This window comes from Streptomyces sp. NPDC003393 (genome assembly GCF_053589015.1).
The window spans coordinates 35913-52136 of record NZ_JBSFRB010000039.1; the positions used below are offsets into that span (position 1 = coordinate 35913).

At 72.7% G+C, this 16224-nt stretch carries 17 protein-coding genes; 5 read left to right on the forward strand and 12 right to left on the reverse strand.

The features are described 5' to 3' along the window. Positions 1–45 precede the first annotated feature (45 nt). From pcaDC to ACWDUZ_RS29825, 5 genes are read right to left on the reverse strand one after another with little or no spacing between them, the layout of a single operon-like run. Positions 46–1215 (reverse strand): bifunctional 3-oxoadipate enol-lactonase/4-carboxymuconolactone decarboxylase PcaDC, encoded by a 1170-nt coding sequence (gene pcaDC / locus ACWDUZ_RS29805; protein WP_451634899.1) that lies wholly within the window; start codon positions 1213–1215, stop codon positions 46–48. Next, complete coding sequence (gene pcaB, locus ACWDUZ_RS29810; protein ID WP_451634900.1) at positions 1212–2564, reverse strand: 3-carboxy-cis,cis-muconate cycloisomerase; 1353 nt, start codon at positions 2562–2564, stop codon at positions 1212–1214. The genes pcaDC and pcaB overlap by 4 nt, the downstream gene beginning before the upstream one ends. Beyond that, positions 2561–3163 carry a protocatechuate 3,4-dioxygenase subunit alpha gene (pcaG, locus tag ACWDUZ_RS29815; RefSeq protein WP_451634901.1) on the reverse strand — a complete coding sequence of 201 codons (603 nt, stop codon included), beginning with the start codon at positions 3161–3163 and terminating at the stop codon, positions 2561–2563. The genes pcaB and pcaG overlap by 4 nt, the downstream gene beginning before the upstream one ends. Before the next feature lie 5 nt (positions 3164–3168). Next, entirely contained in the window at positions 3169–3942 is a 774-nt protein-coding gene (pcaH, locus tag ACWDUZ_RS29820) for a protocatechuate 3,4-dioxygenase subunit beta (RefSeq protein ID WP_451634902.1), read from the reverse strand. Continuing rightward, entirely contained in the window at positions 3939–4202 is a 264-nt protein-coding gene (locus tag ACWDUZ_RS29825) for a hypothetical protein (RefSeq protein ID WP_451634903.1), read from the reverse strand. Before ACWDUZ_RS29825 ends, pcaH begins: the two co-directional genes overlap by 4 nt. A 181-nt stretch (positions 4203–4383) precedes the next feature. Here ACWDUZ_RS29825 and ACWDUZ_RS29830 point away from each other — a divergent pair, with 181 nt between their 5' ends. Then, positions 4384–4848, forward strand: a complete 465-nt coding sequence (locus ACWDUZ_RS29830) for a MarR family winged helix-turn-helix transcriptional regulator (protein ID WP_451634904.1) — start codon at positions 4384–4386, stop codon at positions 4846–4848. 122 nt (positions 4849–4970) lie between these two features. Then, positions 4971–6161 (forward strand): zinc-dependent alcohol dehydrogenase, encoded by a 1191-nt coding sequence (locus ACWDUZ_RS29835; protein ID WP_451634905.1) that lies wholly within the window; start codon positions 4971–4973, stop codon positions 6159–6161. 15 nt (positions 6162–6176) lie between these two features. Here ACWDUZ_RS29835 and ACWDUZ_RS29840 read toward each other — a convergent pair whose 3' ends face one another. Next, entirely contained in the window at positions 6177–7250 is a 1074-nt protein-coding gene (locus ACWDUZ_RS29840) for an ATP-dependent DNA ligase (protein ID WP_451634906.1), read from the reverse strand. Positions 7251–7324: 74 nt separating this feature from the next. On the opposite strand from ACWDUZ_RS29840, the gene ligD reads away from it, so the two are divergent. Beyond that, positions 7325–8359: a non-homologous end-joining DNA ligase gene (ligD, locus tag ACWDUZ_RS29845; protein ID WP_451634907.1), complete on the forward strand. Its 1035-nt coding sequence runs from the start codon at positions 7325–7327 to the stop codon at positions 8357–8359. A 15-nt stretch (positions 8360–8374) separates the two neighbouring features. Here the strand turns inward: ligD and ACWDUZ_RS29850 are convergent, their stop codons facing one another. Beyond that, positions 8375–8716: a hypothetical protein gene (locus ACWDUZ_RS29850; protein ID WP_451634908.1), complete on the reverse strand. Its 342-nt coding sequence runs from the start codon at positions 8714–8716 to the stop codon at positions 8375–8377. Between the two features lie 55 nt (positions 8717–8771). Between ACWDUZ_RS29850 and ACWDUZ_RS29855 the strand changes: the two genes are divergently transcribed. After that, positions 8772–9809 (forward strand): LacI family DNA-binding transcriptional regulator, encoded by a 1038-nt coding sequence (locus ACWDUZ_RS29855; protein WP_451634909.1) that lies wholly within the window; start codon positions 8772–8774, stop codon positions 9807–9809. Between the two features lie 15 nt (positions 9810–9824). Here the strand turns inward: ACWDUZ_RS29855 and ACWDUZ_RS29860 are convergent, their stop codons facing one another. Continuing rightward, the gene (locus ACWDUZ_RS29860; RefSeq protein WP_451634910.1) at positions 9825–10619 is read right to left on the reverse strand and encodes a VOC family protein; all 795 of its coding nucleotides are present in this window, start codon (positions 10617–10619) and stop codon (positions 9825–9827) included. Positions 10620–10826: 207 nt separating this feature from the next. On the opposite strand from ACWDUZ_RS29860, the gene ACWDUZ_RS29865 reads away from it, so the two are divergent. After that, positions 10827–11072 (forward strand): WhiB family transcriptional regulator, encoded by a 246-nt coding sequence (locus ACWDUZ_RS29865; protein WP_451634911.1) that lies wholly within the window; start codon positions 10827–10829, stop codon positions 11070–11072. A gap of 29 nt (positions 11073–11101) precedes the next feature. Here the strand turns inward: ACWDUZ_RS29865 and ACWDUZ_RS29870 are convergent, their stop codons facing one another. The 4 genes from ACWDUZ_RS29870 to ACWDUZ_RS29885 form a co-directional block, all read right to left on the reverse strand. Further along, positions 11102–12076, reverse strand: coding sequence for an acyl-ACP desaturase (locus ACWDUZ_RS29870; RefSeq protein ID WP_451634912.1), 975 nt, complete (start codon positions 12074–12076; stop codon positions 11102–11104). Between the two features lie 229 nt (positions 12077–12305). After that, positions 12306–13082, reverse strand: coding sequence for a dimethylargininase (gene ddaH / locus ACWDUZ_RS29875; RefSeq protein ID WP_451634913.1), 777 nt, complete (start codon positions 13080–13082; stop codon positions 12306–12308). 297 nt (positions 13083–13379) lie between these two features. Further along, positions 13380–15005 (reverse strand): ABC-F family ATP-binding cassette domain-containing protein, encoded by a 1626-nt coding sequence (locus ACWDUZ_RS29880; RefSeq protein WP_451634914.1) that lies wholly within the window; start codon positions 15003–15005, stop codon positions 13380–13382. Positions 15006–15407: 402 nt separating this feature from the next. Continuing rightward, entirely contained in the window at positions 15408–15824 is a 417-nt protein-coding gene (locus ACWDUZ_RS29885) for an SsgA family sporulation/cell division regulator (protein WP_451634915.1), read from the reverse strand. Between the last annotated feature and the right edge of the window lie 400 nt (positions 15825–16224).

The window sequence follows — 16224 nt, forward strand, 5'->3', positions numbered from 1 at the left end:
CCACCGCCGGCACGGGTGCTGCCGTCGCGGGTACGACCAGCAGGGTCACCCTTCGCCGGACACCTCCGACTCCCCGGCCGTTCCGGAGACCGCGGACTCCTCGGACTCCGCGGACTCCTCGTCCAGCACCCGCCGGGCCACCGCGAACGCCGAGTTCGCCGCCGGGACCCCGCAGTACACGGCGCTCTGCAGCAGCACGGCGCCGATCTCCTCCGGTGTGAGCCCGTTGCGGCGCGCCGCCCGTACATGCATCGCCAGTTCGTCGTAGTGGCCGTGCGCGACCATCGCCGTCATGGTGATCATGCTGCGCTCACGGCGGCTGAGCGTCGGATCGGCCCAGATCTCGCCCCACGCGTAGCGGGTGATGAAGTCCTGGAAGCGGGCCGTGAACGGGGTCTGCCGGGCCTGTGCCCGGTCCACGTGCGCGTCGCCGAGCACCTCCCGCCGCACCTCCATGCCCCGCCGCGGCGCACCGCCCAGGTGGGTGCGCAGCGCGGCCAGGACGGCCTCCGGGCACTGGGCGGGCGCCAGGTGGGACGCCCCCGGGATCTCCACCAGCGCCGCGCCCGGCACCGCGTCCGCGATCTGCCGCAGATGCGCGGGGGGCGTGGCCGGATCCTCGCGGCCGGCGATCAGCAGCGTGGGCGCGCCGATCCGGTCCAGCCGGTCGGTCAGGTCGAACGCGGCCAGCGCGTCGCAGCAGGCGGCGTACGCCTCCGGGTCGGCCTCCCGGTGGTCCCGGACCAGCTCCGGCACGGTGAAGTCGCCCGCGAACCACCGGGAGTCGGCGCTCGCCACCAGCCACTCCAGCCCCTCCCGCCGGACCCGCTCGGCGCGCTCCCGCCACGCCTTCTCACCACCGAAGTGCGCGGACGAGCAGATCACCGCCAGGGACGCCACCCGCTCGGGGTGGTGTACGGCCAGGTGCAGCCCCACCGCACCGCCCAGGGACACCCCCGCGTAGGCGAACCGCTCGATCCCGAGTCGGTCCGCGAGCCGGAGCACCAGTGCGGCGAGGTCCCCGACGGTCGCGCCCGCACCGACCAGGCCGGCCGCCGAACCGCCGTGCCCCGGCAGGTCCCAGCGCACCACCCGGTGCGAGACCGCCAGCTCCGGGGCGACCTTGTCCCACAGCCGGTACGAGGTGCCGAGCGACGGCCCGAGCAGCAGCGGGGGAGTACTCGTGGGGCCTTCGGCAAGGTGGTGCAGGGTCACGGTCGCTCCAGGGCGCGGTCGGTGAGGGCTCCGGCGGAGCCCGTGTAGCGGGCGGGGTCGGTGGTCCGGCCGAGGTCGAGGTCCTTCGACTCCGGCTGTCCGGCGAGCAGTTCCCCGAGATCGCGGCCTTCCGTGCGGGTGCGGCCGGCGAGTTCGGCGAGCAGCTCCTTGGCGCGGGCGCGGCCGAGCAAGGGGGCCAGCTCGGCCGACAGCCGCTCGGAGACGATCAGCCCGTGGGTCAGGCCGAGATGGGCGCGCATGGCATCGGCGTCCACCCGCAGCCCCTCGGCCAGCTCCGCCGCGTCCCGGGCCGCGCCGCCCACCAGTCGCAGCAGATCGCGCAGCGGCTCCCACTCGGCGTGCCAGGCGCCCGCCGGGCGCTCGTCCTCCGCCGCGAGCGAGCCGTACAGCGTGGCAGCGAGCTGCGGGGCGCGCCGGGCGGCCGCCGCGATCAGGGTGGCGCGCACCGGGTTCGCCTTGTGGGGCATGGCGGAGGAGCCGCCGCCGCTGCCCTCCGCCAGTTCGGCGATCTCCGTACGGGAGAGCACCAGCACGTCCGCCGCCGCCTTCCCCAGTGCCCCGGCCGTGAAGGCGAGGCATCCGGCGAGGTCGGCCACGGGGGTGCGCAGCGTGTGCCAGGGCAGCAGCGGTGCGCGCAGGCCCAGTTCCCGGGCGTACGCCGCCGGGAGCGCCGTCGCGTCGTCGGCGCCGTACGCGGTGAAGGCCGCCAGTGTCCCCGCCGCGCCGCCGAGTTGGGCGGGCAGCGTCTCCCGCACCCGGCTGACCCGGTCCCGGGCGTCGAGCACCAGGGACCGCCAGCCGGCCGCCTTCAGACCGAACGTGGTCGGCACGGCGTGCTGGGTCAGCGTCCGGCCGGGCATCACCGTGTCGCGGTGCGTGCGGGCCAGCCGGGCCAGTGCCGCCTCGGTGCGGGCCAGGTCGGCGAGGACGGTGTCCAGGGCGCGCACGGCCACCAGCATCGTCGCGGTGTCCATGATGTCCTGGCTGGTCGCGCCGCGGTGCACGTAGGAGCCGTACTCCTCGCCCACGGCCCGGGTCAGCTCGGCGACCAGCGGGATCACCGGGTTGCCGCCCGCGTGTGCGCGCCGGGCGAGCGCGCGCACGTCGAAGCGGGCCGGGTCGGCCGCCCGGGAAACCTCGTCCGCCGCCTCGGCCGGGGCCAGACCGAGCACGGCCTGCGCCCGGGTGAGGGCGGCCTCGGCGTCGAGCAGCGCCCGCAGAAAGGCGGTGTCGCCCGTCGCGGACGCGGCGGCGGAGGCGGCCCAGCCGGGCCCGAGCAGTCCGGCGTCGTCGTCGGCGGACGATGCCGGTGGTGCTGGTGATGTCACTGGAACTCCAGGAAGACCGTCTCGCCCTCGCCCTGAAGGCGGATGTCGAAACGGTAGGTCCCGTTGCCCTCGTCCCCGGCGATCAACGTGCCGCGTCGCTGCTCGTCCAGCCGGGAGAGCAGCGGGTCGGCCGCCGTCGCCGCGTCGCCCGGCAGATAGATCCGGGTGAACAGGTGCACGAGCAGGCCGCGCGCGAACACGCACAGGCTGAGGTAAGGGGCGTTGCTGCCGCGCGCCCCGGGCCGCAGCGTCCGGACGTACCAGTGGCCGTCGGAGTCGGTCTGGATACGCCCGAAGCCGGTGAACTCCACGCCGTTGCGGCCGAGGAAACCGCCGGAGGCCGGGTCGCGCCGCATCGAGCCGTCGACGGCCGGCAGCTCGCCGTCCGGGCCGGGACCCCACACCTCCAGCAGCGCGTCGGGCAGGGGCCGCCCCTCACCGTCGTACACGTACCCGTGCACGGTGATCGTGTCCGGGTGGCCCAGGGGGGCGATCTCCTCGCCGCCGGGGAACGGGAGCGCGTAGCCGTAGAAGGGGCCCACGGTGTGCGACGGCGTGGGCGGCACGCCCTCCGGGCCGCTGGTGTCGATCTTCGTCATGGCGGTCAGCGTCCTTCTTCGATCCAGGTGGCGTGCGGGCCGTCCAGCACGATGTCCCAGTGGTAGCCGAGCGAGAACTCCGGCACCGACAGGCTGTGGTCGTAGGTGGCGACCAGGCGCTGGCGGGCGGCGTCGTCGGTGACGGACTGCAGGATCGGGTCGTAGGGGAAGAGGGGGTCGTTCGGGAAGTACATCTGCGTCACCAGCCGCTGGGTGAACGCCGAACCGAAGACCGAGAAGTGGATGTGCGCCGGACGCCAGGCGTTGACGTGGTTGCGCCACGGGTACGGGCCCGGCTGGATGGTGGTGAACCGGTAGCAGCCGTCCGCGTCGGTCAGGGTGCGGCCCACACCGCTGAAGTTGGGATCGAGTGGGGCGTCGTGCTGCTCGCGCTGGTGGGCGTAGCGGCCGGCGGAGTTGGCCTGCCAGATCTCGATGAGCTGGCCCCGCACGGGACGCCCGGCACGGTCCAGCAGCCGGCCGGAGACGGTGATCCGCTCGCCGACGGGTTCGCCGGTGTGCTGCCGGGTGAGGTCGTTGTCGATCCCGGTGATGTCCCGCTCGCCGAAGGCGGGCGAAGACAGCTCGACCAGCTCGGGGTCCTTGCCGGTGTCGATGGCGACCAGCGGCTGCTTGGGGTGGCGGAGCACGGAGGACCGGTAGGGCGCGTAGTCGCGGCGCGGGTGGTGCTCGACCGGCGCGCCTTCGGCGAGGCGCTTCTCGTACGCGGCGTGCTCGGCCGCGATCTCCTGGTCGATGTCGTGTTGCGTGAGGGTCATGGGGTACCTGGCGCTTCCTTGGCGTTCGAGGACGAGGACGGGGCCCCGGCCGACGCTGATGCGAAGGGTGGCGACGCCGGTGCCGAGCCCTCGCGGGCGGGCTGGTGGGCGGCGGTGCCGGCGAGCCGCGCGGAGGTCCGGCCGGCCTCGGCCGGGGTGCGGTCGGCCGCCTCGGCCGGAGCGAGTCCGACGGCGTGCCGCTCGAGGGCGCGGACACCGGTCGCGGTCATCCGGGCCGGCGCGGCGACCACCCTGTCCATACCGTGCAGCGCACCCCTTCCGTAATTAATCAGGGCACTGAGTAATTCGACGATGGCCCTCACGCTGCCACCGGAGGTCGAAACCGTCAAGACCTCGACGTCTCCTGGAACCAGAAGAGCGACAGGCCAGGCGATCGCCTTGTATCGTTCAGTGCACCGACGAATCAATCAGGGGGCGCGCATGGCCGCGGTGGACCTGACCACCCACCCCGGGCACCTGGCCCGGCGGCTCCAGCAGGCCCACTACCTGCTGTGGAACACGATGGTCTCCGAGGAGATCACCTCGCCGCAGTTCGCGGTCCTGAACGCGCTCGTCGCCGAGCCCGGGCTCGACCAGCGCACGGTGGGGGAGCGGGTGGGCCTCGACCGGTCCACCATCGCCGAGGTCGTCAGCAGGCTCGGCCGCAGGGGACTGCTCGACAAGGTCCGCGACCCGCAGGACGGCCGCCGCTTCCTGCTGCGGCTGACCGAGGAGGGCGAGCGGGTCCACCGCAAGCTCACCGTGCGTACGGCCCGGATGAACCAGGTCTTCCTGGCCCCGCTCAGCGACGAGGAGCAGACCCGCTTCTTCGACCTCATCCGCAGGGTCGCGGACGCCGCCGAGGAACTGCGCAATCCGGGGGAACGCGCGGCCGCGCCGTCCTGACGTCGTCGCCGCCCGGTCCGCGCTCGCCGCCCGTCCCGCCGGTTGTTCCGGTTCGCCCTCGTCTGCCCGGGTACCCGGCGTCCGCGAAGGCGACGGACCATGACGGGAAGGGGCGCCACATCATGAAGGCAGTGACCTGGCAGGGCAAGCGCGACGTCCGGGTGGAAGACGTCCCCGATCCGAAGCTCCAGGAGCCGACCGACGCCGTCATCCGGATCACCTCGACCGGCCTGTGCGGCTCGGATCTGCACCTGTACGAGGTGCTCACCCCGTTCATGACACCCGGCGACATCCTCGGCCACGAGCCGATGGGCATCGTCGAGGAGGTGGGGTCCGAGGTCCCGAACCTCAAGCCCGGCGACCGGGTGGTCGTGCCGTTCCAGATCTCCTGCGGCCACTGCTTCATGTGCTCCGCCGGCCTGCAGACCCAGTGCGAGACCACCCAGGTCACCAGCGAGGGCATGGGCGCCGCGCTGTTCGGCTACACCCGTCTGTACGGCGCCGTACCGGGCGCCCAGGCCGAGTACCTGCGCGTCCCGCAGGCGCACTACGGCCCCATCGAGGTTCCCCAGGGGCCGGCCGACGACCGCTTCGTCTACCTCTCCGACGTGCTGCCCACCGCCTGGCAGGCCGTCGCCTACGCCGACGTCCCCCAGGGCGGCACCGTCGCCGTGCTCGGCCTCGGCCCGATCGGCGACATGGCCTGCCGGATCGCCAAGGCGCGCGGCGCCGAGCGCGTGTTCGGCGTGGACCTGGTCACGGAGCGGCTGGCACGGGCGCGCCGGCGCGGGGTGGAGACGTACGACCTGCGCGACTTCGACCACGAGAAGGAACTCGTCGCCGCCATCCACGACGAGACCGGCGGGCGCGGCCCCGACGCGGTGATCGACGCGGTCGGCACCGAGGCGCACGGCAGCCATGTCGCCCGGCTCGTCCAGCAGACGGCCGCCGCCATGCCGCGCGCCCTGAGCGGCCCGCTGTCCGAACGCTTCAGCGTGGACCGGCTCTCCGCCCTCCACATGGCCATCGACCTGGTGCGCCGGGGCGGGACCCTCTCGCTGACCGGGGTCTACGGCGGCTCGGCCGACCCGATGCCGATGCTCACCCTCTTCGACAAGCAGCTCCAGATCAGGATGGGCCAGGCCAACGTCCGCCACTGGACCGACGAGATCCTGCCCTACCTCACGGACGAGGACCCGCTCGGCGTCGACGACTTCGCCACGCACCGGGTGCCGCTCGCGGACGCGCCGCACGCGTACGAGATGTTCCAGCGCAAGCAGGACGGCGCGATCAAGGTGCTGATGACACCCTGACGACGACGCCCCGGCTCAGCGGGGCCGGGAGCCGAGGATCTCCGAGAGGTCGTAGCGGACCGGCTCCTCCAGCTGGGCGTAGGTGCAGCTGTCCGGGGTGCGGTCCGGGCGCCAGCGGCGGAACCGCGCCGTGTGCCGGAACCGCGCCCCGTTCTCCATGTGGTCGTACGCCACCTCCGCCACCCGCTCCGGCCTGAGCGGCACCCAGGACAGGTCCTTCCTGCCCGACCAGCGGCTCGGCGCGCCCGGCAGCCGGGCCGACGCGTGCGCCGCCTCGTCGGACCAGGCCGCCCACGGGTGCCCGGCCACATCGTCCATCCGCAGCGGCGCCAGCTCCTCGATCAGCTCGGCGCGGCGCTTCATCGGGAACGCGGCCGACACCCCCACATGCTGGAGTCTGCCCTGGTCGTCGTACAGACCGAGGAGCAGCGATCCGACGACGGGACCGCTCTTGTGGAGCCGGTAGCCGGCCACCACCACGTCCGCCGTGCGCTCGTGCTTGACCTTGAACATGGCCCGCTCGTCCTGGAGGTAGCGCACCCCGGGCGGCTTGGCGATCACCCCGTCCAGACCAGCGCCCTCGTACTGCTCGAACCACTGCCGGGCCACCTCGACGTCGGTCGTCGCCGGTGCCACGTGCACCGGGGCGGTTGCTTCCGCCAGCGCCCTGACCAGCAGTACCCGCCGGTCCGAGAGCGGCACGTCGAGCAGCGACTCGTCGTCCAGCGCGAGCAGGTCGAACGCCACGAAGGAGGCGGGCGTCCGCTCGGCCAGGGTGCGCACCCGGGAGTCGGCCGGGTGGATCCGCTCGGTCAGCGCGTCGAAGTCCAGATGACCCTCCCGGGCGATCACGATCTCCCCGTCGAGCACGCAGCGCTGCGGCACACGCTCCTTCAGCGCCTCCACCAGCTCCGGGAAGTACCTGGTCAGCGGCTTGCCGGTACGGCTGCCCAGCTCGACCTCGTCGCCGTCACGGAACACGATCGCCCGGAACCCGTCCCACTTCGCCTCGTACTGCATGCCCTCGGGGATCTTCGCCACCGACTTGGCGAGCATCGGCTTCACGGGGGGCATCACGGGCAGATCCATGCTGAGATTGTGCGCGCATGCGACGCCGTTCGCCCGGTGTGCGAGGTGTGCGGCGTACGCCTACCGTGGCTCGCATGGGCGATGCGGTGGAACTGGAGGTGGCCGGCCGGACGGTTCGGCTGTCGAGTCCGGACAAGGTCTTCTTCCCGGAGCGCGGCTACACCAAGCTGGATGTCGCCCGCTACTACCAGGCGGTCGCCCCCGGCATCCTGCGCGCCCTGCGCGACCGCCCCACCACCCTGGAGCGCTACCCCGACGGCATCGCCGGTGAGTGGTTCTTCCAGAAGCGGGCGCCCAAAGGCATGCCCGACTGGATCCCGACCGCCCACATCACCTTCCCCAGCGGTCGCAGCGCCGACGAGATGTGCCCCACCGAGGAGGCCGCCGTGGTGTGGGCCGCCCAGTACGGAACGCTCACCTTCCACCCCTGGCCGGTACGGCGTCACGACGTCGACCACCCGGACGAACTGCGCATCGACCTCGACCCGCAGCCCGGAACCGACTACGACGACGCCGTCCGCGCCGCCCACGAACTGCGCGCGGTGCTGGAGGAGTTCGGCGGGCTGCGGGGCTGGCCCAAGACCTCCGGCGGGCGCGGCCTGCACGTGTTCGTGCCCATCGAACCCCGCTGGACCTTCACCCAGGTGCGGCGCGCCGCCATCGCCCTCGGCCGGGAGATGGAACGCCGCATGCCGGAGCAGGTGACGATCAAGTGGTGGAAGGAGGAACGCGGGGCCCGCATCTTCCTCGACTACAACCAGACCGCCCGCGACCGCACCATCGCCTCCGCCTACTCCGTGCGCCCCCGCCCGCACGCCCCCGTCTCGGCCCCCCTGCGCTGGGACGAGGTGGGCGTCGCCCGCCCCCAGGACTTCGACATCGTGACCATGCCCGCCCGGTACGCCGGCCTCGGCGACGTGCACGCCGACATGGACGACCACGCCTTCTCCCTGGAGGCGCTCCTGGAGCTGGCCGCGCGGGACGAGCGCGACCACGACCTCGGCGACCTGCCCTACCCGCCGGAATACCCGAAGATGCCCGGCGAGCCCAAGCGGGTGCAGCCGAGCCGGGCCAGAGCACCCAAGGAAGGACCGGCCGCCGCCTCCTGACCGGCCGCCGGGGTGTCACCCCAGCTCGAACACGCACCACTCCGTGGCCGCCCGCTCCCGGACGTACAGGCGGGGGCCGCGGGAGACGACGGAGTACCGTCGGGCGAGCGCCCCGCCGTCGGGGCGCACGAGCAGCCGCTCCGCCATGACCTCGACGGTCGTCTCGGTGAGGCGGCACTCGGTGACCAGCTCACGCCGCTCGCGGTACCCGCCGAGGAACGCCACGCGGTCGCCGCCCACGGCCAGCCCTGAAGCGCCGTGCACGGGGTTCTTCCGTACCCGCACCTCGTCACCGGCCCGGACCTCGAGAAGCGGGAAGTCGGTGTACGGGCACGCCCAGGCCGTCCGCCCCGTCACGTTCAGGAGGGTGCCGGTTATCCTGACCCGCACCCGCCCCGTGAGGAGTTACGACGTGACCGAGACAGCGCCGCGTCCCACGCTGGAGGCCGTGGCCGCGCGGGCCGGGGTGTCCCGGGCCACCGTGTCCCGGGTGGTGAACGGGTCGGACGGAGTCAGGGAGCCCCTGGCCGAGCGGGTCCGGCGGGCCGTGGACGAACTGGGATACGTGCCCAACCAGGCGGCCCGCAGCCTGGTGACCAAGCGGCGCGACGCGGTCGCCGTCGTCATCGCCGAACCGGAGACCCGCGTCTTCGCCGACCCGTTCTTCGCGCTCCAGATGCGCGGGATCAGCAAGGAACTGACGGCGCACGACTCCCAGCTGGTCCTGCTGCTGACCGAGGGCCGCGACGACCACGCCCGGGTCGGCCGCTACCTCGCGGGCGGCCACGTCGACGGCGCGCTCGTCTTCTCCCTCCACCTCGACGACCCGTTGCCCGGGCTGATCCAGCGCGCCGGGGTGCCGACCGTGTTCGGCGGGCGGCCCGGCTGGAGCGAGGCCACCCGGGACGTGGTGTACGTCGACAGCGACAACCGGGGCGGCGCGCGGCAGGCGGTACGGTACCTCGTCGAGCTCGGCCGGACCCGGATCGGGCACATCTCCGGTGCCCTGGACCAGACCTCCGCGGTGGACCGGCTGGAGGGCTACCGGGACGTCATGGCCGGCGCCGACCCCCGGCTGATCGTGGAGAGCGACTTCACGCCCGCCGGTGGCGAGCGCGGCATGCGGGAACTTCTGGACCGCTGCCCACATCTCGACGCGGTGTTCGCCGCCAACGACCTGACCGCGGCCGGTGCCCTGCGCGTGCTCCGCGAGCGCGGGCTGCGGGTCCCGCAGGACGTCGCGGTGGTCGGTTTCGACGACATGCTGCCCTTCGCCGAGCAGACCGACCCACCGCTGACGACCGTCCGTCAGGACATCGAGGAGATGGGCCGGCTGATGGCCCGTCTGCTGCTGCGCGGCCTCGACCGCCCGGGCGCCGACGCCCGGGCGGAGGCCGCGCCGCACGGTGTCGTCCTCCCTACCACCCTGGTACGGCGCGCCTCCGCGTAGTGCCGCCGGGCGGCCTCAGGCGGCCTGCCGCGGGGCGCTCTTGATGACCGCGAACCGGGCGCCGTAGGGGTCGGCGAGGCGCGCGATGCGGCCGACGCCCGGGACGTCGGCGGCGGCCCGGTGGATCCCACCGCCTCGCTCCAGGGCCTGGGTGGCCGTGGCGTCCGGGTCCTCGACCTCGAAGTACGGGAGCCAGTGGGGGCCGGCCTCCGCCTCGGACGGGTCGTCGGCGAGCGGGACGACGCCGCCGAACATGGCGTCCTCGCCGCCCTCGGTGGGGTTGACACACGTGTATGTGCCGCCGGGGAAGGGGGCCGCCGAGGTCTCCAGACCCAGCACCCGGTGGTAGAACGCGGCGGCCGCCGCGATGTCCGGCGTGTACAGCTCGACCCAGCACAGCGACCCCGGGTCGCCGGCCAGGTCCACGCCCCTGGTCCGCCCAGGCTGCCAGAGACCGAACGGCACCCCCGCCTGGTCGGCGCAGATCGCCATGCGGCCCTCGCCCATCACGTCCATGGGCCGCATCAGCACCCTGCCGTGCGCCTGTTCGACCGCCTTCGCGGTCGCCTCCACGTCGGAACTGTGGAAGTACACGGTCCAGGCCGGCGGACCCTGCTCGGCAGTCATCTGCATGCCGCCGGCCACGGTCCGGCCGTCCAGCTGGAAGAAGCCGTAGCCACCGGCCTCGGGCCCCGCGGAACGGAACTGCCAGCCGAACAGCGCGGCGTAGAAGGAGCGGGCGCCGTCGATGTCGGGGGTGCCGACGTCGATCCAGTTCGGAGCGCCGTCCACGAAACGGGTGGTGAGCATCGCTGCCCTCCTCGGGGAGAGACCCGTTGCCTGCTCTGCCGAGTCTCGCACCGCCCACCGACAATCGCGTGTCGCCGCCGTCCCCGGGCGCGCCGCCGTGCGCCGGCCCCGGTCGCGGCGCCATCATCAAGACCGCGGGCGGCCTGCGCACCCGCCGTTGATCCGGCGTTGATCGAACGTTTCTCGCCGTCCGGCACGATCTCGCTCATGCACATCGAGACCCTCACCCCGGCCGACCGCGCCTGGCAGGCCCAGGCGCTGTGCGCGCAGACCGGGGCCGACTTCTTCTTCCCCGAGCCGGGCAGCTCCGTGCGCGAGGCCAAGCGCATCTGCGGCATGTGCGAGATGCGCTCGGCCTGCCTGGAGTACGCGCTCACGCACGACGAACGCTTCGGCGTCTGGGGCGGACTGTCCGAAAAGGAACGGCAGAACCTGCGGAGGGCGACGCGGTAGGCCCTGTCGTTCGGTGGCGGCCGGCCGGTTCAGGCGCCGGCGCGGGCCGCCATGCGCGCCTTGCGGGCCGCCAGCTTCTCGTCGAACCTGGTGGCCTCCGCGTCCAGGCCGCCCAGAAACAGGCCGAGTTCCTCCTGCGCCTTCCGCCCCTCGGGGCCGAGGCCGTCGATCTCCATGACCTTCAGGAAGCGCAGCACCGGCTGGAGCACGTCGTCGTGGTGGATACGCAGGTTGTAGACCTCGCCGATGGCCATCTGGGCCGCCGCCCGTTCGAACCCGGGAATGCCGTGGCCCGGCATGCGGAAGTCGACGACCACGTCCCGCACCGCCTGCATGGTCGGGTCGGGGGCGATCTCGAAGGCCGCCTTGAGCAGGTTGCGGTAGAAGACCATGTGCAGGTTCTCGTCGGTCGCGATCCGCGCCAGCATGCGGTCGCAGACCGGATCGCCGGACTGGTGGCCGGTGTTGCGGTGCGAGATGCGGGTGGCGAGCTCCTGGAAGGCGACGTAGGCGACCGAGTGCAGCATCGAGTGCCGGTTGTCGGACTCGAAGCCCTCGCACATGTGCGACATGCGGAACCGTTCGAGCTGGTCCGGGTCGACCGCCCGCGAGGTGAGCAGGTAGTCGCGCATCACGATGCCGTGCCGGCCCTCCTCGGCCGTCCAGCGGTGCACCCAGGTGCCCCAGGCGCCGTCGCGCCCGAACAGGGTGGCGATCTCGTGGTGGTAGCTGGGCAGGTTGTCCTCGGTCAGGAGGTTGACGACGAGGGCGATCCGGCCGATCTCGGTGACCTCGGACTGTCCCTTGTCCCAGGCCTCGCCGTCCGCGAACTGCCCGGGAAAGTTGCGGCCGTCGCTCCACGGCACGTACTCGTGCGGCATCCAGTCCTTGGCGACCTTCAGATGCCGGTTCAGCTCGTTCTCGACCACTTCCTCCAGTGCGTACAGCAGCCGGGAGTCGGTCCAGGCGGAGGGGCTGCCGAGGTGCGGGGAAGTGATCGTCACGGGAACTCCAGGGGGACGCGGCAAGGAAGCGGGGACATACCGGCGAGCGGTGCCGGAACCTACGGGATCGTAGGCTACGTGGCCGTAGGTTACGAAGCCGTAGGTTAAGTACGGCGTAAAGATCGCTGATCAGGCGGCCGAGCGGGGGAGCCGGCCGTGCCGCGCGTGCGGTCGGAGCAGCTCCGCGACCCGCAGGTCCTGGGGCTGGGCGAGTGATCGGCTCACCCGGTCAGGCGTACAACTCCCGCAGCCGCACCGAGAGGCACGTCACACACCCCTCCAGCTTCTCGAACTCGCCGATGTCCACCACGACCGGTTCGAAGCCCAGGTCGACCAGCAGTTCGGCCGTCTTCGGCGCGCTCGCCGCCATCAGCAGCCTGCCGCCGCCGAGCAGCACCACATGACCGCCGGACTCCTCGGGCACCGGCAGGAAACGCGGGTACAGCGACGGCGTGTCCACCTTCGGGATGTGGCCGATGACCGTGCCGTTCGGGAGCGCCGTCACCGCCGACTTCAGGTGCAGCACCCTGCTGACGGGGACGGCCACCACACGCGCGCCCAGCGGCTCGAACACGGCCCGCAACTGCTGCACCCCGGCCGCGTTGGTGCGTCCGCCGCGGCCGACATAGATCGTGTCGCCCACCTTCAGCACGTCACCGCCGTCCAGGGTCCCCGGCTCCCAGACCCAGTTGACGGAGCAGCCCAGCCGCGCCACCGCCTCCTCGACCCCGGCGGTCTCCGGGCGCCGCGACTCGGCGCCGGGCCGGGTGATCAGAGCGACGTTCTTGTACAGCACGACGGTGTCCTCGACGAACACCGCGTCGGGACAGTCGTCGGCCGGCTCGACCTCGATCGTCTCCCAGCCGTTGGCCGTCAGCGCCTCGACGTACGCCTCCCACTGCCGCGTCGCCAGCTCCACATCGACCGCCTCCCGCTCGATGTGGGTCACCAGCCCTTCGGCGAGGCGCGGGCCGGGGCGGCGGACGAGGGCCTTCTGGCTGGGCACGAAAGTCTCCGTATCGAGCGGGGCGGTACTGGTGTGCGGTGCCGGTGCCCCGCGGACGCGTCGCACGGCAGGGCACCGATTGGCCATCATGCGTCACCGGAGCATGCGGACTGAACCCCCCGTTGCCGGGCTGTAGCCCTCCTGAAATGCGCTCCTGAGGTGCGCCCTCCCGGGCCCGCCGCTCCAGGAGGTGTTCCGAAAGTCGCGTCGTCCGCCCGAAGGACGGGCCCGCGGTGACCGGCACGGCGCCTCGCCGCCGGCCACCGCTGCCCGGTCCGGGCCGACACGGGACACCTGCTACACGGGGTCCCCGACGGCGTCCCGGTCGGTCTCCCTCAGCTCTCCCTCCTCCACCAGCAGCCAGCGCGTGATGCCGATCGACTCCAGGAACGGCAGGTCGTGACTGGCCACGATCAGCGCGCCCTCGTAGGACTCCAGGGCGCTCGTCAGCTGGCGCACGCTCGCCATGTCGAGGTTGTTCGTCGGCTCGTCGAGCATCAGCAGCTGCGGTGCGGGCTCGGCCAGCAGCAGCGCGGCCAGCGCGGCCCGGAAGCGTTCGCCGCCGGACAGCGTCGCCGCCTTCTGGTCGGCCCGGGCGCCGCGGAACAGGAAGCGGGCGAGGCGGGCCCGGATCCGGTTGTTGGTGGCGTCGGGCGCGAACCGGGCCACGTTCTCCGCGACGCTCAACTCGCCGTCGAGAAAGTCCAGGCGCTGCGGCAGGAACCGCGTCGGGACGTGGGCGGTCACGGTGCCCGACATCGGCACCAGTTCCCCGGCGATCGTGCGCAGCAGCGTCGTCTTGCCCGCGCCGTTGCGCCCGATCAGCGCGACGCGCTCGGGACCACGCAGGTCGAGACCGCCGTCCACGCGCGCGCCGTACGCCGGCCGGAGGTCCTGAAGAGTGAGGACGGTGCGGCCCGGCGGCACGGCCGTGTAGGGCAGGTCGACGCGGATCTCGTCGTCGTCCCGTACTGCCTCCACCGCCTCGTCGAGGCGCTCCCGGGCCTCGGCGAGCCGCTCCTCGTGCAGGATGCGGTGCTTGCCCGCGGACTCCTGGGCCGCGCGTTTGCGGGCCCCCATGACGATCTTCGGTTCGCGTTTGCTGTCCCACATCTTCTGGCCGTACCGCTTACGGCGGGCCAGTTTGACCTGGGCGTCGGCCAGCTCCCGCTTCTGCTTGCGCAGATCGGCCTCGGCGACCCGCAGCATCCGCTCGGCGGCCTCCTGCTCGACGGCGAGGACCTCCTCGTACGCCGAGAAGTTGCCGCCGTACCAGGTGACCTCACCGGCGCGCAGATCGGCGATCTGGTCGACCAGCTCCAGCAGTTCGCGGTCGTGACTGACCACGACCATCACCCCGGGCCAGGCGGCGACGGCCGCGTACAGCCGTCGGTGCGCGTAGAGGTCGAGGTTGTTGGTCGGCTCGTCCAGCAGCAGGACGTCGGGGCGGCGCAGCAGCAGCGCGGCCAGGCGCAGCAGTACCGACTCGCCACCCGACACCTCGCCGATGGTGCGGTCCAGGTCGATGTGGCCGAGGCCGAGCTCGCCGAGCGTGGCCAGGGCGCGCTCTTCCACGTCCCAGTCGTCACCGACGGTCTCGAAGTGCTCCTCGGCCGCGTCGCCGGCCTCGATGGCGTGCAGTGCGGCCCGCTGTGCGGCGATGCCGAGCGCCTCGTCGACGCGGAGCGCGGTGTCGAGCGAGACGTTCTGTGGCAGGCAGCCGATCTCGCCGGTGATCCGCACGGTGCCGTCGGACGGGGTGAGCTCGCCGGCGATCAGCTTGAGCAGGGTGGACTTCCCCGAGCCGTTGACGCCGACGAGCCCGGTCCGGCCGGGGCCGAAGGCGATGTCGAGACCGCTGAAGACGGTGGTGCCGTCCGGCCAGGCGAAGGACAGGGAGGTACAGGTGATGGATGCGGACATGGGCGCCTCGCGGTTGCTGGGTGCGGTTGGGGGGCAATCGCGTGTCGAGACACCGCAAGGCGAGGATCACCGTAGGGGAAGGGCCCGCGGGGCATGAGAAAAGCCCTGGCCGGACTACCCGAAGGACGGCTCGGACGCCGAGGTCGCACGCGACGCACACACCTGTTCGGTGTGACGCGGTGTCTCAGGACCTCAGACGAGCAACGTCCTTCTCCAATCGACGGCAACAGGACCACTGTACACCGTACGAGAGCGCGGGACGGCTGTCAACGGATATCGGGCCGCGCCGGGCACCCGCCGACGCGGACGTCCGACGTCCGGGGAGCCGTCCCGCACGGGGAGCCCGTCCAGGGCCGGGGAACGCGTGCCGGGTGCGTGGAATGCGTCCCGGGGCCGGGGGCGTCAGCAGGCGTCGCGCATCAGCTCCGCGAGGTCGTGGTCCAAGTCGAGCTGGAGGTGCTCCAGGCCGGCCGGCACCAGTTCGCTCGTGGCGCGCAGAAAGCGCCGTATCTGCTCGCTGCGCACATGCACCACGGCGGTGCCCTCCGGGGCGTGGAACTCCAGGACGGTCCGGTCGTAGCCGTAGGGCCGCACGCGTACGTCGCCGTGGCCCTCGGTCTCGTGCAGGCCGGCCGCGAGCAGGTCGCGCGCGAACGTCCAGCAGACCTCCACGCCCTCGAGGGTGGCCGGGGCCGGGAAGGTCATGCGGACGGCGAACGGGTCGCGCCGGTCGTAGTGGAGGGTGGCGGGAATGCTGGGCATCCGCGGCGCGGCGGCGACCAGACGCGCCTCGACGGTCTGCTCGATGACGGTGGACAACGCCTTGCTCCCTTGCGGCATATGACGATCACGATCAGGCGGGACGATCACGTGGGACGGCTGGACGGACGTCCGCACGGACGAGGCCGGGCACTGGAAGAGACGTCGGAACCGGCCGATCCGTGCACACGAAGTGCGAGTGACCTCTGTCACCGCGTTCATGCACAGAAGTTACGGGTGGTGTCCGTCCGGTGGGCCACGGCGGCTCTCCGGCCGCGTGCGGCCCGGCAGTTGAGGACGTGGCTCGCGGCCCTGCGGCCGGGCGGCGGGCGCGGCGCGTACGGCGCCCACGGCTGCCCGGGGCCCGTGCCGCCGGGGCCCGGCGGCACGGGACGGGTCGCTCGACTGGCGGAGTGGATATCGCCTGATATGACGAACTGTTTCAGGATGCGGGTATCCG